A 16397-nucleotide genomic window follows, 5' to 3' on the forward strand; every position below is an offset into this window, starting at 1 on the left:
TAGGCATTCATTTCTTAATCTTAGGACTCAGCTGTAACGACAACTTCATCAATATAAGTGCCAGCAACGCCTAATTCAATTAATGAAGCAAACAGGATAAAGCGAATTCTGGCTTGCTCAGCTAGGGCAGGTTTAGGACCTGTCACAACAACGTGTGTTTCCCACTCTAGTGAAAGATTTATATCCGTACCTGGCATGTCTTCCAGAACTTCGGTGGATATTGGAGCGTAAGCGCCATCTGCTCCTCGTTGCCATACGATTTGAACTTGGATATTTCCGTTTACGATCGGAGCTACCGCCACAAGTCTACGAAGCGCATAGCTCACACGCAGGTTAACGGCATCAGCAGCTACTGGGAATGCTTGGCTTATGACTGCATTGCCGGGAAGTAGTGCGACAAGTGGACCTAATGTGCCGACAAAGCTGCCTTCGAATGCGCCTGTTAAGGGATTTACTGTACCAGCTGTACCTGCTGTTTGCCATGGAGTAATGCCAGTTTCAAAGGAAAAGTTTTCGATTAAGTTAAGAGACATTTTAGTTGCACCTCCTCCTTTTTCAGACTTGCCATATCATATGCGCATTATTTACCAAACTCTTCCATCAAGCGTCTAAGTCTTCTAAAATGTATGTTTGCTAGGGATTCATAAAACTAGATTTCCTAATAATAGGTATATCCAATCCGTCATCTGCCCCTTTCCATCTCATGATAGGGTGCATCTATTAGAAGTATAGAGATGAAGCCGGAGGGTGAATGATGAGAGAAGTGATACCAGACCGTGTAAGTATCATCGTTCCTTGCTATAATTCGGAAGCTTATGTGCAATCGTGTTTGAATAGTGTTTTTAAACAGACCTATAAGGAAATAGAGATCATTGTTGTGGATGATGGATCAACGGACTTAACTTGGAACAAGATTCATAGGTGGAAGGAGATCAAAGAACAAACGGCAAAAACATTCTCGTTTGAAGATCGTTTCTATGCCGTGAAGCTGCCGCGCAATACAGGTTATGCGGGAGCGGTGAATGTGGGCATGTATTTGGCCAAAGGCGAATTTATTGCCATGCAAGATTCAGACGATTTATCGCATTCCAGAAGGATTATGAGGCAAGTCCAAGCCATGCGCGAGCATCCATCCCTTGATATGATTGGAACCTCCTATGAATATTTCCAGGATGGCCATTTCGAAAGCCGTAAACGGGAGCAATGGCTCAGCTATGGCGTTCCTAAAATAAATGCTGTCTATAAAAACGGGGGTCATTGTGTTTGTCATGGAACGATATTATTCCGTGCCGGTGTGTTCGATCAGATCGGAGGACCGATTAGGCGTGGTGTCGGCGTCGAGGATTACGATTTCATTGCTAGATGTATAGCAGCGGGTATGAAGGTCGACAATCTGAAAGAAACTCTGTATTTCTACAGGAGACACGAAAACCAACGCTCAAGAGAGTTTTTCCGAAAATAGAAATGATCTGACATGAAGAGTCAGGAAGGGAGACTAGGATGCGAAAAGTTTTCTATGTGGGTTGGATCGGTTTCGGTAATATCGGGGACGATTTAATGTGGGATGTTTTTCGTGAAAGTGCTGATCTCTTGATGCCCGAACAAACTGTTACGGTCGTACCCTCCATGCCCGGTGTAAGTTTACAGGATGTGGCTGATTATGATGTCGTGGTACTTGGCGGGGGTTCCCTGCTTATTCCAGGTTATGTGGACGTCTTGCATCATGCTTTGAAGCAAGGGAAGCAAGTGGCCGTATGGGGAAGTGGCGTCGATTGGATAACTAAAAAAGATATGTTAAATCTATTAAGCGGAGATACAGGGAAGATTCAGTATCAAGCAACGCCTGAACATAGGAAAATGCTGAAGAACATAAGCCAAAATGCTATATTCTCCGGCGTGCGGGGGCCGCTTACCAAAAAGCTGCTGGAATATCTTGAAGTGGATACCGATAGGTTCATTGTAAGCGGAGATCCGGGTGTACTGCTGCGTCCGGATGACTTGGAGCCGCCTATTAATACCAAAATGTGGCCTTCTAATGAGAAGGTCGTGGGGATCAATTGGGGGACTTCCTATAACCGGATTTACGGGGGGCAGGAAGAGCTTTTGGAGAATCAGTTGGCTGAAGCTTGCAAGATGTGGATAGAAGCGGGCTACAAGTTATATTTGTATTACGTATGGAACCCTGATAGAGAAGCATTGACAAGGTTGGCGGATAAGATCGGCAGCACGGAAGCTGTGCGGATCGCACCGAAGGTTTATTCGGCGCAAGCCTTAATGAGGATTATGAAGCGCTGTGCATTCACGGTAAATTTCAAACTGCACGCCAATGTCATGTCAGCCGCGGCTGAAGTTCCCTTCATCGCACTTGGTTATCGGATGAAAACCTTTGATTTCGTAGAATCGATCGGGCTGCACTCCTCTGTTGTTTCAACGGACGAAGAGCGGCTTGCGGAGAAATTAGAACAAACCTCATCTCACATTCTAGAGAATTGGAAACTCGATAGACATCGCCTGCAAGCTAACATTGCTGCTTATCAAACAAGCTTACGCTCTCCTTTCCTTCAGGCATGGAGTTGAGAAAATGGGTTTTATGGAAATTTAAGTAATCGTTATAAGCAACCATGCGAAGATCGTCCTCCTGTCATACATTATAGGAGTACAAGACAAACAGCCCCGGTGCGAGCGCACATGGAAGGAGTGAGGATTTTGCCGTTGCCGAAGAGAAAAGTAATTTCTTCCTTGCGCAAACCAACCAGGAAGAAACCATCTTCCCAGAATCAAAATGTGATTGTCATTAAAAATGAAAAAAGCGGTACTATTCATTTGAAGGATGTTGTCCGCTTTGAAGGCAAGCCGCAGATGGTGCAGCTCCCTGCTTCGGAAATTCGCAGAATGCAGAAACATCTGCGAGTCCTTCTGGTCATCGACCAGTTTAACGTAGGGGGAACCGAGACGCATACATTAGGTTTAGCTCGTGAGCTAATGAGAAATGGTGCGCATGTGGTCGTTGCGGCGAAGACCGGAAGAATGTTAGACGCCTTTGCTGCCCTTGGCTGCCCGGTGTATACCGTCGATTTTGTAACCGATGAGTTCAAAGAGAATACAGGGAAAAAAGCTGAAATTATCGATTATTTAAAGCTTATTATCCGTAACGAAAATATTTCCCTCTTGCATGCTCATCAGTGGCCATCAGGTGTTTTCGCCGTACAGGCTGGGAAGGAAATGAACATTCCAGTCGTGTTTACGGTGCATGGATTCGTTGATGATGCCTTAATTCCATTAGTCAAACAATGCGACACCGTGCTGGCTGTAAGCCAATCGATTGTTAAAACATTGAAAGCTAATCACGTTACCTCTATCTTGCTGCAAAATGGGATCGATGTGTCGGAGTTTTCCTCTCACAAGTCGACCAAACCTTATGTGCGTGCATCCTGGGGAATCGACCATGACGCTCCAGTCGTCACTTATGCAGCAAGGTTGTCGTTTGAGAAAGCGGATATTTCACTTGCGATTATGGAAGCTTGCCGCCGACTGATTGCAGGGGATTATCCGGAACTCAAGCTGATTATTGTCGGTGGCGGGCATCATAAGGAACTAGTTCAAACAGAAATGGCGCGAATTCAAGAAGAAGCCGGCGTCGATTTTATACAACTGGCAGGGGAGTCTCTGCATATGTGTGCTTACTACTCCGCAAGCGATTGTTTTATTGGCACAGGGCGTGCTGCGTTAGAGGCACTTGCCTGCGAATGCCCTACGATTGTTGCAGGAGCTACGGGATATATGGGGGTTATGAGCAAGGAGCTGTATGCCAAAGCATGGGAAACCTGGTTTTGCGATCACGGACCGAGCAAGCCTTGGACGGTTGAAGAGTTCGAGTCCGACATTAAGTCGGTATTGGAGTTGAAAGAGCGGGAACGGGAAGATCTCGGATGGGTAGGCCGTAAATTTGTTGAGGACAAATTTAATGTGCACGATACGATTCCAGCGCTTTTCGATGTTTACTTGAAGCATTTAAAAACATTGCCCTCGACGGAACGAGCTGCTATTCGATCGGAGATAGGAAATAGATAAGCGGAGGTTGAAGAAAGCCACTATATTGGTGGCTTTTTTTTGTTATATAAGAACACTGATTAAGTGTGTCGCGTAAAGTTCTCGAACTAAGTAGCCAAATCGCTCAGCCTGTTCGCCTCACGCCAAGTAACCAACCCGCGCAGTCTGCCCGCCTCACACTAAGTAATCATAGTGCTCTGCATGATCGCCTCGCGCCAAGTAACCAACCCGCTTAGCCTCACCGCTTCACGCCACGGCCTCTCGCTTCCAGTTCTATGCTGCACTTTGTACAACCTAGAACTGCTTTAAACCCCATCACCCCGATCTTCATTGCACAAAGTGCAACGAATTCAGTGGAAATAGCGTGAAAACCGCCTTTTTCTGCCCTTTACGTTGTAGTTTGTACAACGTAGAAGCCGGCAGCGACCGATCTGAGGCCTCTATATTGCACAAAGTGCAGCATAGAGAAAGCAATGGCCGTTGCTTTGCGCTGTCATCGGATTTCATCCGATTTCAGCCGAGGTGCAGGGCTTTAATGAAATAACTGGAGTTTGTGCAGCTAATTCAGTCGCTTTATCTCATTTCTGACGAATATGGCGGAATTAACTGTATAATCCCCATCTATTGGCTACTTGAGCAGCCGAAATGAACAAATTAGCAGTATTTTTTCCTGATAACAAGTAAAAACAAATTAAAACAAATTAAATACACAAAATTAAACTGCATTTAACATTATGATGACAAACCAAGTGTAAGATGTCCATATAGAAACAACCAAATCCAACTAGAGGTGAACATATGCCAACCAAACAAGAGCAGCAAGCATTCATGAAAACGGAAGGCGATATTAATTTAACGGAAGCAAGAAGTGAATGGTGGACAGCTCAAATTGATGAGGCAGCACGAGCTCGTTTGCAAGAGGATGAAGATATCTTTTTGCACCAAACGTTGTCTACACCTTGTCTGAATGTACTCTCCTCCTGTGAAGGAATTTATGTCGAAGATAGCCAAGGCCGCAGAATCATGGACTTCCATGGCAATAACGTGCATCAGCTTGGTTTCGGTCATCCGGCCGTTATAGAAGCTGTAAAGCAGCAATTAGACCAGTTATCCTTCTGTACGAGAAGATACACGAATTTGCCTGCCATCGAGCTTGCTAATAAATTAGTTGCTTTAACAGACGGAGCCCTGCAAAGAGTTCTATTCGCGCCAGGAGCGACATCCGCCATCGGTATGGCACTCAAACTTGCGCGCGCAGTAACCGGCAAATACAAAACATTATCGATGTGGGGAGCGTTTCACGGAGCATCGCTGGATGCAATATCCGTAGGCGGAGAAGGGGCTTTCCGCCGTGGCTTAGGTCCGCTGCTTCCCGGCGCTGAGCATGTGATCCCTTTTAACTCGTATCGCTGTGTGTTTGGCTGTCAGGATGAAGCGCACTCCCTATGCTTGAAGCCTATTGAGTATGTGCTCGAACAAGATGGAGAGATTGGTGCCGTAGTCATCGAAATCATTCGAAATACGGATGTGCAAATTCCGCCTGTCGCATACTATAAAAAGCTTCGAGAGCTCTGCGACCGCTATGGCGCTTTGTTGATCGTTGATGAGACGGCAACGGCTTTTGGCCGAACAGGGAAAATGTTCGCCTACCAGCATTACGGGATTGAACCCGACATGATGGTGCTGGGAAAAGGCTTGGGCGGCGGCGTATTCCCGATGGCGGCTTTACTCGTGAAGGAAGAGTTGAACAAAGCGCAGCAAATGTCGATCGGGCATTACACACATGAGAAATCGCCGGTAGGAGCTGCTGCCGGGTTGGCGACGATCCGAGTCATCGAGGAAGAGAACCTGCTGGAGCATGCGGACCGTATGGCCGAGCTTATGGCTAAGCGTTTGAAAAGCATGATGGAGACGTATCCTCTTATTGGAGACATCCGTCAAATCGGTTTGCTTGTTGCTGTCGAGCTCGTAACCGATCGTGAGAGCAAGGAACCTGCCGTACAAGAGGCCGAGCGCGTTATGTACAGCTGCTTGAGCAGAGGGCTTAATTTCAAAGTGTCCAAGGGGAATGTCCTTACGCTTTCACCTCCTTTGATCATTACGGAAGATCAGCTCAATGAAGCCCTGGATATTCTCGAAATGAGCATCGCCGAACTTGCGTAATTTCATCTAAATATCAAGCATAGCGATTCATCGCTATGCTTTTTGCATATCCAGAAAAGGAAGGGTTCGAAATCTTGCTGTCATCTTCGAACCGTCTTATTTTTGCGCAAACCTTTTGCTACAATGAGGTCCTGACGCCGTTGTCGTTTAACGCACATAGAGAATTTGCCATGGAGGTGCGCATCGTCCGGGTTCACATCGATGAACAACTGCAGGTGGAAGGTCATCCCAATTATATCGATCCGGCAAGGTGGAAGCCGATGATCATGAACTTTTGCGAATATTTCGGTTTAGGCCAGCAGTTGTCTTCATCCAGATTAGCGCCTGTATTTGGTCCTAAGTAAGCGATTTGAGGAATCTAATTGCCTTGGCAGGGGGGAAATCATATAATTTGCTTGAAAGAACAAGAACAACTTCTTATGGATGAGATCAGGGGAGGCAGTAATGGTAACAAATAACAGGCTGAACGTCCCTCTTCATAAATATTGGCAAGAACAGCAAGGAGAAATATCTGGTTTTCTGTCCATCGCAGAAGGCATTACGGAAGCGGTCATGGCTTTGCATAACGCAGACGAAGTCCATTGCCGCTTGAGCCCGGTTACGATTTTAATTGAAGACTCACTCAGGATCACTCTGAGCAGCGATGTGTCGGAAACATCCTGGGCTTATCGTGCGCCGGAACAGTCGGGTCGAGTGAAGCGAGACACGGATGCACGCACGGATTTGTATGCCCTAGGGGTGATCTACTACGAGCTTCTGGTGGGAGAGCTTCCGTACCAAGCGGATGAGCCGGCGGAATGGATTTATGCTCATTTGGCGAAACGTCCCCCGCATCCTAGTGAGGTAAATCACCGCATACCGCAGCAGATCGGCGACATCATCATCAAGCTGATGGCCAAAGCACCTGAAGAACGGTATCAGAGTGCGTATGGTCTTTTATATGATCTCAAAACATGTAGAAGTGAATGGGATCAAAATGGCGTTATTGGAGCATTTGCACTGGGAAGCAAGGACTTTGCAGGCCTTTTGCGAATGCCAATTTTTCTGAGCGGGCGAGAAGCGGAAATGACGGCCTTAACTGATGCTTATGCTGAAAGCTTGAATGGGAAGACGGCGTTTGCTGTCGTTAGCGGGGGCGCAGGCGTCGGGAAGACGACGCTTATTCGTGAATGGTACAGAACGCAGCAGCAAGAGAGAGGTTATTTCATCTCGGGAAAAGCGGATCCGCTCATTAGGGAGGTCCCGCATGCACCGCTGATTCAAGCCTTTCAAGAACTCATTCATCGGCTCCTTTCAGGGAGTGCGGAACAGTTATCACGGTGGAAAGACAAGCTGACTGCGGCACTTGGTAACCATGCAGGCATTGTGGCAGAGATTATTCCGAACATGCACCTGATTATCGGCGAGCAGCCGGATGCTGAGACATTGCCGTGGATGGAGTCTAGAAACCGGCTTCATTTTGCTTTTCAAGTGATGATTCGTACGTTTGCTGGAAAAAGATCGCCTTTTATTTTGTTTCTTGATGATGCGCATTGGGCGGATGCAGCCACGTTGGATTTTATTCGCAGCATGTCAGAAAGTCGGGATCTAGGGTATTTCTTATGTATACTCGCTTATCGTGACAAAGACATGCAGCCTGGACATTGGTTGAGTCATCATCATCGGGGGGAATTTGACCATCGGCGGATTATGCTTTCTTCCTTAACGTTACTGGAAACGGAGCGATTTCTGCGCCAAACGTTACAGTTGGAAGCGTCCAGGGGGCGGTCGCTGGCTGAAGCGGTATTCCAGAAGACTGCCGGCAATCCCCTTTATATGAAGCAATTCGTACAGACGCTCTATGCTCAAAAATGGCTGCGTTTCGATACGCGTGCGGAAACTTGGCTGTGGGATACAGACGAAATCCACAAGCAGGATTCGCTTGACGATGTTTGGGACCTGATGCTGGACAAGCTTCCCTATCAAGCGGGATCTGTGCTGCGCATGGCCGCGTGTATTGGCCATGCGTTTGATTTGCACACGCTGGCTGCTATTTGCCTGCAATCTCCCGAGCAAGTCATGGAACAATTGGAGCCAGCGCTGACGGAAGGTTTAGTACTTCCCGTCAGAGAACGTGAAAGGTGGCGTGGGCTGAATAGGGCTGCGGATTTCTCGTTACTGGACTCGGCAGAACCGAATGTATGGTTCGTATTTATTCACGATACGATTAGGCAGGCAGCCTATGATGCCGTAACGGCCGAAGAGAAAGAGCAGGTTCACGCGGGAATTGGCCGGTATCAATGGGGACTTCAATTGAATGACAAGCCGGATGACCTCATGTATACGACGCTAAATCATTTCATGCTTGGGCAAAATCAATTGACGGACCGTGAGGAAAAACGACTTGTCGCCGAAATGGCGCTACAGGCAAGCCGTAAAGCTAGAAAGTCGGCAGCATACTTATCGGCAGCGAAGTATCTTGCCTTCGGTACAGGGCTTCTGACCGATATGGATTGGGAGGAGCATCATGCGTTAACTTATGGCCTGTATATGGAACGCTTGCAAGCTGAGGTGTTATGCGGTCACTTGGAAACAGGGGAGTTGTTGTTCGAGCAGCTCGTGGCCCGCTCGCATACCCGTTTGGAGGAGCTGCGGACTTATGCGGTGAAACTGGAGCTTGATATCAATCGCGGCAGTGCCAGAGAGGCTTTCCACGCAGGTGTGCAGCTGCTGAGCAGATTGGGCATTGAGCTTCCCAAACAAGTAGGGGCTGATAGGCGCCAAAAGGAACTGAGTCAAACGCGCAGATTGCTTCGCGAAGGAATAGCGAAAAAGCTGGATGCTGAACGCAGGGAGGAAACGTCACCGCTCCAATTGGCCATCCTGCAGCTGCTGCCGCTCGTGGCGCGAGCTTCCTCTTTTGTGGATATGAATCTATTCGTTGTAATCATTTGCCGAAGTATACGTCTGATGCTTGAACACCATGCGGCGAACCGATTTCCGGAAATCATTGCGATTTTTGCCTCGTATATGTCCAGTGAGGAAGGGAGGCATAAGGAAGGATGCGAGCTTTCGGAAGCAGCACGGCATCTGGGTGATGCGGCTCATTCGCCAGTGAAGGCGAAGCTTGCGTTTATTTATGCGTTATCCCACTTCTGGCGCATGAGCGCTCAGGAAACGTGGCCGTTATTCAAAGAAGCTCATCGCCTCAGTCTCGCGAGCGGCGATATGTATTATGCCGGTTTTTCGCTTCGCGGCATGAAGTTCAGTTTGTTTTTCGGTGGACATCTGGAAGAACTGTACGAGTTTTGCCAAGTCCAAGGCGGCGCTTCTCATAAAAAAGATCCTTTCCTCATGAAATCGTTCACGTTATATCAGCAGTTTGCCAAATGCCTAAAAGGAGAGACGGCAGGCCGTCTGACGATGAATGATGATGCGTTCGATGAGGATTCTTTTCTTCAATCGATGAGTCCTGCAGAGACCCGTATAGGACTTGTGTTTGAATATTATATTTGCAAAATTCAACTGCTGTACGTATTCGGAAGCTATCAAGAAGCTGCGGAGCTCTGGGAACGGACGGAGCATAGCGAGCGATACTACAAGTACCATTCGCATTTGCCTGAGGGTATGTTGTACGGCTTTTTAGCCATGTCCAGTGTGTATTGTGACCAATCTGAGAAGCAACAGGAGTTGGTGGACGGAAAGATGCGGGGGATGCTGGGGCAAATGCGAAAATGGGCCGAATTAGGGCCCAGCCATTTCATGCCTAAGTTGTTATTGATGAAGGGTGAAGCGGCCCGTCTGAAAGGGAGATGGGAGCAAGCTTTAACCTGTTACGATGAGGCGATAGACGCGGCGCATGAGAACGGATATACCCATCTAGAGGCCATTTCTTGTGAGCTTGCCGGTAAATTGCTTCTAGCCATCGGTAAAAAGAAGTTTGCCAAAACGTACCTATTGGATGCGTATCATGGTTTTAAGGTGTGGGGAGCTAACGAAAAGTGTTTGCAGCTTCGCGAGCAGTTTTCTGAATTATTCCAACGGTCGAGTGAGGATGGCCGGGTATGGGAGCAAGATTTGAAGCTCACACGCGAGTCCACGCATACGGACTACAAGGATGGAAGCATGGAGCCTTCCGTGGAAGTGGAGCGGGATATGTTCAAGAAAGCGGCAGCCCGTCTAATGCAAGCGTACGGTTTCGAACAGCTGCTCGGCCACTACTTAGTGACGCTCATGGAAAATGCCGGAGCAGCCAAAGGGTTCTGGATTGTGAATAAAGCCGGCGATTTGTGGATTGAAGCCGAGCATGACATTAATCGGAACATATCCAAGAGCGGTCATTCCGCTTCGCTGGAAAGCTGCTTTGATTTACCGATTTCCGTGATCCGCTTCGTAGCCAGAACCAAGCAGCCGCTTGTCCTGGAGGATGCGCATCTGGACGACTTATTCGCGTGGGATCCTTACATTCGCAGCGTTCGCCCGCGATCGATGATTTGCTTGCCCGTTCAGCAGCTGGACCGACTAGCCGGAATCGTCTATTTGGAAAATGAAGCGGTGACCGGGGCGCAAGCCAGCCAACGTTTGGAGTTGATGCAGATGATGTCTGCCCAGCTGGCTGTGCTAAATCGCTTTGCGAGTGAGGGTACCGTTGTGAAAACGGAGCCGCTTGTCATGGATACAGGAAAGCCGAAGCTGGATACCAGTCTGCTCACCCAATCGCTGACCGAACGTGAGAAGGATGTCATGCAGCTGATGGTGAAAGGTTTATCGAATCCGGAGATTGCGCAAAGACTTGAACTGGCCGTAGGCACAGTCAAAAACATCACGCTGTCCATCTATGGCAAACTACAAGTGAATCGCCGCACACAGGCGGTTGCCAAGGCGAAGGATTGGAATATTTGGGAGTAACGAGATAGCGGTAACTTATAAATGAGCTAGGCGGATCTTTATCTGCTTAGCTCTTTTTATTTCCTAGGAAATTCCAGTATACATTAGGTCTTTTCTCATCTTTTATTTCGGGAAAATGACCTTTGGTACTATCGATATTTGTCGAAATTCGCGTAGAATGTGGGGGTTCCAATTCAGCAGGTTCGATTAAAAGGAGGCTTTATGAGAAAAATTTGGGGGCTCTTCACAAGCATGATGCTATTGGCAGGTGTCGTCTTACCCTATCCGATAACAGTAAAGGCGGCAACCTTAGCGCCTGCTGGGGCTGTCAAGCAGCCTACAGCTGCCACGATCAGTTCAATCGGAGCCACGGTTTCTCCGGTAAACGGCAAATATTTTTTTACAGCAGGACAGACGATCAAGATCAGTGTTCCCTTCGAATCGTCGAGCCCCTCTGTGAAATGCGATATGGAATCAACGATTCCCATTTCCATGAACGGTACGCAAGACTGGATGCGTTTGTATAATGCCGTGTTTGAGGGGTACTCCTCTCCGGTCTATGCCTTAGGGATTACCGCGGAAATGCCTTCGGGGCTTGTAGATATTCAAAGAGGCCCGGATGGCTGCGGTCCTTCGGATGGCGTGAACATGCCTACGAATATGTGGAACGCAACCTCGAGTGGGATGACTTATTTTACGGATGGCACGTCCATGAATAATGTGGTTTATTTCAAAAGCTTGATTCCGTCGCCCATCTATATCGACAACGCGCTACCTACCATTACGTTCGGCAATCTGCCGGCAGATACGAACTATAAGAAAACGTTAGGGATAACCGTAACCGCCAGTGACTTGCCGTTGAATGAAAACGTTAAGCTTACGTATACGTGGACACAAAGCCAGACAACACCCGCTGCGGCAGACATTAATACGGTTATCACGAGCGGTGCTGCAGTTGTAGATCCTGTAGTACCTGGCATTTACTTCCTGCACGCCAAAGCGGTGGACGTTGTAGGTCATGAAGTGATCCAAACCAGAGGGCCTTTTTATTTGGATAACACTGTTCCCACGCTCACTTTCGGCAAACAATCGGATGCCACATATAAAAAGAGCCATGGCGTGACAGTCACGACCTCCGACACACCGGCAACAGCGAACACGAGTCTCTTCTATGTATGGTCCCAGAGCGCAACGCCACCAGCGGCATCAGGTATTTCAGGAAGTCTTATTAACGGGGCCGCCCCCATTGAGCCGACGGGTACAGGCGCTTATTATTTGCATGCAAAAGCGGTCGACCTTGCAGCGAATACGGTCATAAAAACAGCGGGACCTTTTAATTACGATAACCAAGCGCCAACCATCAGCATGAATCCGACATCGGGAACAGCCAAGACGAGCCATACATTAACCTATACCGTCGCAGATCCGCATTCCGGAGTGAAACAAGTCAACTACGAATGGTTCAAAGACGGGGTTTCTTACTCAACTGGGACAGGGAGCATGACCGGTGGTACGCTCAACGTACCGAACAGTGTGGAAGGAAGCTACAAGCTGAAGCTAACGGCTGCGGACAATTTGAATAACGTTGGCACCTTGGAAAGCTCCAATTTTAACATTGATAAGACAGCACCGAGCGTTACCTTTTCAGCGCAGGGCAATAGCGCGCCAGGAACTGCCCGCCAAGTGGGCTTTACGTTGCTGGATTCGCAAGGTACGTTAGGGCAGGCCTTCTACTTGTGGGGAACGAGTGTAACGACGCCTGCAGCGAATGATTCCGGTTGGCAGATGTTTTTTGATGGAACCGGCAGCAAAACAACGGTAACAACAACGCTCTCTTCGCCCGCAGGCGCTAACGGTACGCAATATCTGCATATTAAGACAATCGACAGTGCAGGTAACATTGGATATGCGAAAACAACGCAGGGCTTTGTTCTCGACAATACGAAACCTACAGTAACGTTTACGCTTCCGAGCACAGCAGCCTACAGTAAGACGCTGTCAACGGATTTGAATGTGACGGATAACATAACAACAAACCTGGCGAATTTTGTGATTAAATATGCGGTAACAACGCAAGCAACGACGGATGGGAATGATTCGACATGGGCGACGTCTACGATTAGGACCCTCTCCATAACGAATCAAACCGGCACTTTTTATATTCATACCAAGGTTTATGACGAAGCCGGCAACTGGACGTTGGCAACCGGTGGGCCCTATAAGCTGGATAATGAAATGCCAACAGGGGCTGTAAGCATCCCGAGAAAGTTCACGAACGTTACGACAGTGCCTATCCAGCTGAGTGCTACTGATTTGCAAGGTACGGTGGATAAGATGAGATTCGCCGTGGATAGCGGTGTATGGGGGAGTTGGGAGACGTTTACGACTGACAAAACGATCACGATCCCTGCCACACAAGGCACGCGAACGATAGCGGTTCAGTTTATGGATTCGGCGGGCAACATCTCAACGACATATTCCGATACGGTAACTTTTGATACGACGAAACCTGTATTGACGAATATTGCTTATAGCACAACAGCATGGACGAATCAGCCCGTTTCTGCGACATTGTCGGCCACTGATAATGTGACGCCATCCGCTGACATAACGGTAGATGGGCTTACAGGGTTGACCTATGTTTTTCAGACCAATGGCACTTATACGTTCAATTTCCGAGATAAAGCCGGCAACGTGAATACGGCTGTAGCAACCGTAACCTGGATCGATAAGACCAAGCCGGTCATTACGTTAAGCACCAATGGATCATCTCAGCAGAAAAGTGTGAGCACGATTGTTTATGCGACGGATTCGGGGGCTTCACAGAGTGAACTCACTTATGCGCATGCCTGGTCGACATCCAATACGACGGAGCCAACAACGTGGACGTCGCTCGGAGCGGATCACAAAGCGGATAAAAGTGAAGTGACCGGCACTTGGTATTTATGGGTGAAAGTCACCGATAAAGCGGGGAATGTGACGACATTCTGCAGCAATCCGTTTCTGCTTGATAACACAAGTCCGATCGGTACAATATCCTACAAGCCTGCTGGCTTGACCGCCAATAATGTGACGGCGACGCTCACCACCAACGAGCCTGTCGTCGTAACGAATACGGAGCTTGGAAAAAAAGAACATGTATTTACAGATAATGGCCAGTTCCAGTTTGAATTTAAGGATGCAGCGGGGAATGTTGGGGTCGCTATGGCTGAGGTTGGGTGGATTGATCGCAGCTTGCCATCCTCGGATGTCACGCTCACCCCGAACGGTTGGACGAACGGACCTGTTCGTGTCACAGTTGATGCGGCAGGTAGTCCTGAGCGTGAATTAATGGATTTGACGATCACCGGTGAAGCGCAAGTGATCAGCCAGTCGGTGACGAAGGTTGTTTATGAATTTACGACGAATGGGTCTCTCCACTATAAAGTGCGTAATGTGAGCACAGGCATCGTAAGCAATGATGAGGTCTTCGTTGACAAAATTGATCAGCAGCCGCCAACAGGGGAGTTGGTCTACAGTACGGAAAGGCCGACGAATCGGGATGTTACCGTTACGCTGATCACCTATGATGACAATAACGGGACAGTTACAATTCTCAATAATGGCGGAAGCCCTTGGTATACCTTTGTAGAGAACGGACAATTCACCTTTGACTACAAAGATGAGGCAGGCAACATCGGCCACCGAACAGCAGTGGTGAGCTGGATAGATAAGGTAGCGCCTCAGGCAGAGCTCAGTTTCAGCAGTTCAACTTGGACCAAGGATAATGTTGATGTAGAAATTTCCTTCACGGATCAATCTCCAGTGACAGTAACGAACAATGGGGGCAGCAAGCGGTATACGTTTACAGACAATGGTACGTTCGTGTTTGAGTATCGCGATGCGGCAGGCAATGAAGGACAGACGGTCGCTTCAGTTACCTATATTGATCGAGAAGCTCCCGAGGCCATTGTTACCTATAGCCATATAGGGTGGACGAATCAAGATGTCGTGGCAACATTGACCGCTACAGATAACTCGGGCGTACCTGTACAGATTCTTAGTACGGGGAACAACACGCATACGTTTACGCAAAATGGGTCCTTTACTTTTGTGTTCCAAGACGTTGCTGGAAATGAGCGTGAGTTGGCGGCGACCGTTGATCGGATCGACAAGACGCCGCCTGTCGCTTCCATTCAATATTCGGAAACGACAAAAACGCGATCGGATGTGCGGGCAACCGTTCTAGCGAATGAACCCATCACCGTGATCGGCAATAATGGCAACACGGCTTACGATTTTACAAGCAATGGAACTTATTCATTCGTCGTTGTAGATCGGGCCGGCAATCAAGGTTTCGTTCAGGCGACTGTCAATTATATCGATCGAACACCACCTACACCGCGATTATCTTACAGTACGACAGCAGCTACAAAGGATGATGTCATCGTAACGGTAGATGCGGATGAGCCGTTCTATGTATTGAACAATAATCGTGCGAAGCAGGTAGTGTTTAAGGATAACGGTACGTTCACCTTCTATTTGCAGGACGTTGTAGGAAATTTGACGGAGATTCAAGCTACGGTAAAGAACATCAATAAAACAAAGGCAAAAGTGACCTATACCTATAGTGAAACAGCACCAACGAAAAATAATGTGAATGTAACCATTACTTCCGATCAAGCACTTACTTTCACAGGTATGAGTGGAAATGTAGTCACTTTTACGAGCAACGGCACACGTTGGATTGACGCTGTAGATACGCTGGGAAATAAATATGCGTTACGTATTGATGTAAGCAATATTGATCGCGAAGCACCGAAGCTTACCTTTATCGGCGGCGAGCCCTTGCTGCTTGAAGTGGGAGCCGTGGTGAAACCACTGGCGGATGTCACTGCGACAGATCAGGCAGACGGCGATATGACAGCAAAAATCAGCGTAGCTCAGAATACGATCAATTCTCAAGTACCTGGTGAATATGCGGTCGTGTATAAAGTGAAGGATCGTGCAGGCAACGAAGCGGTAGTGACTCGGAAGGCGATTGTCATCGCACCGACGGAGTTCACCGTTTACGTCAATTCCGTGAAAGTGCAGGATACCGATGTGGTTGTGTACGGCGATGCGATCCAACTTTCGTTGTTCGGCATTCAAGGAGCGAGCTCTGTGAAATGGGCGAAAGGGCCGAAGAGCATCGGAGATTTCAAGGCAAATGGCAGTCTGTTAACCAATGGTGTTTTACCTATAACGGAATATGGCTATTACACGTTACTCATTCAAAATCAAGAACGTCAGTTGAAGCTCATTCGTGTGTATATTTTACCAAGACAAGCTTCTTAGGA

At 48.0% G+C, this 16397-nt stretch carries 7 protein-coding genes and 1 pseudogene; 7 read left to right on the top strand and 1 reads right to left on the bottom strand.

All coding sequences use genetic code 11. The features are described from left to right. Nucleotides 1-20: 20 nt before the first annotated feature. Nucleotides 21-533: a hypothetical protein gene (locus AC3WTJ_RS03480; protein WP_492520578.1), complete on the bottom strand. Its 513-nt coding sequence runs from the start codon at nucleotides 531-533 to the stop codon at nucleotides 21-23. Between the two features lie 218 nt (nucleotides 534-751). On the opposite strand from AC3WTJ_RS03480, the gene AC3WTJ_RS03485 reads away from it, so the two are divergent. From AC3WTJ_RS03485 to AC3WTJ_RS03515, 7 genes and pseudogenes are all read left to right on the top strand, one after another. Beyond that, nucleotides 752-1462, top strand: coding sequence for a glycosyltransferase family 2 protein (locus tag AC3WTJ_RS03485; RefSeq protein WP_492520579.1), 711 nt, complete (start codon nucleotides 752-754; stop codon nucleotides 1460-1462). A gap of 38 nt (nucleotides 1463-1500) precedes the next feature. Continuing rightward, nucleotides 1501-2577 (top strand): polysaccharide pyruvyl transferase family protein, encoded by a 1077-nt coding sequence (locus tag AC3WTJ_RS03490; protein ID WP_492520580.1) that lies wholly within the window; start codon nucleotides 1501-1503, stop codon nucleotides 2575-2577. A gap of 129 nt (nucleotides 2578-2706) precedes the next feature. Next, complete coding sequence (locus AC3WTJ_RS03495) at nucleotides 2707-4071, top strand: glycosyltransferase (RefSeq protein WP_492520581.1); 1365 nt, start codon at nucleotides 2707-2709, stop codon at nucleotides 4069-4071. Between the two features lie 777 nt (nucleotides 4072-4848). Further along, nucleotides 4849-6213, top strand: coding sequence for a (R)-1-hydroxy-2-aminoethylphosphonate ammonia-lyase (pbfA, locus tag AC3WTJ_RS03500; RefSeq protein ID WP_492520582.1), 1365 nt, complete (start codon nucleotides 4849-4851; stop codon nucleotides 6211-6213). A gap of 167 nt (nucleotides 6214-6380) precedes the next feature. Then, nucleotides 6381-6557: pseudogene (locus tag AC3WTJ_RS03505) on the top strand (flavin reductase family protein); the annotation flags it as partial. A 100-nt stretch (nucleotides 6558-6657) separates the two neighbouring features. Then, a complete protein-coding gene (locus AC3WTJ_RS03510; protein ID WP_492520583.1) occupies nucleotides 6658-11100 on the top strand; it encodes an AAA family ATPase in 4443 nt (1480 codons plus the stop codon). Nucleotides 11101-11301: 201 nt separating this feature from the next. Next, nucleotides 11302-16395 carry an immunoglobulin-like domain-containing protein gene (locus AC3WTJ_RS03515; protein WP_492520584.1) on the top strand — a complete coding sequence of 1698 codons (5094 nt, stop codon included), beginning with the start codon at nucleotides 11302-11304 and terminating at the stop codon, nucleotides 16393-16395. The last annotated feature ends 2 nt before the right edge of the window (nucleotides 16396-16397 follow it).

The organism is Paenibacillus sp. FW101-FHT12H11 (genome assembly GCF_058790355.1).

Coding starts and splice junctions, on each gene's coding strand:
- AC3WTJ_RS03515 (WP_492520584.1), top strand. CDS start 11,302: ATGAGAAAAATTTGGGGGCTCTTCACAAGCATGATGCTATTGGCAGGT.
- AC3WTJ_RS03510 (WP_492520583.1), top strand. CDS start 6,658: ATGGTAACAAATAACAGGCTGAACGTCCCTCTTCATAAATATTGGCAA.
- pbfA (WP_492520582.1), top strand. CDS start 4,849: ATGCCAACCAAACAAGAGCAGCAAGCATTCATGAAAACGGAAGGCGAT.
- AC3WTJ_RS03490 (WP_492520580.1), top strand. CDS start 1,501: ATGCGAAAAGTTTTCTATGTGGGTTGGATCGGTTTCGGTAATATCGGG.
- AC3WTJ_RS03480 (WP_492520578.1), bottom strand. CDS start 533: ATGTCTCTTAACTTAATCGAAAACTTTTCCTTTGAAACTGGCATTACT.
- AC3WTJ_RS03485 (WP_492520579.1), top strand. CDS start 752: ATGATGAGAGAAGTGATACCAGACCGTGTAAGTATCATCGTTCCTTGC.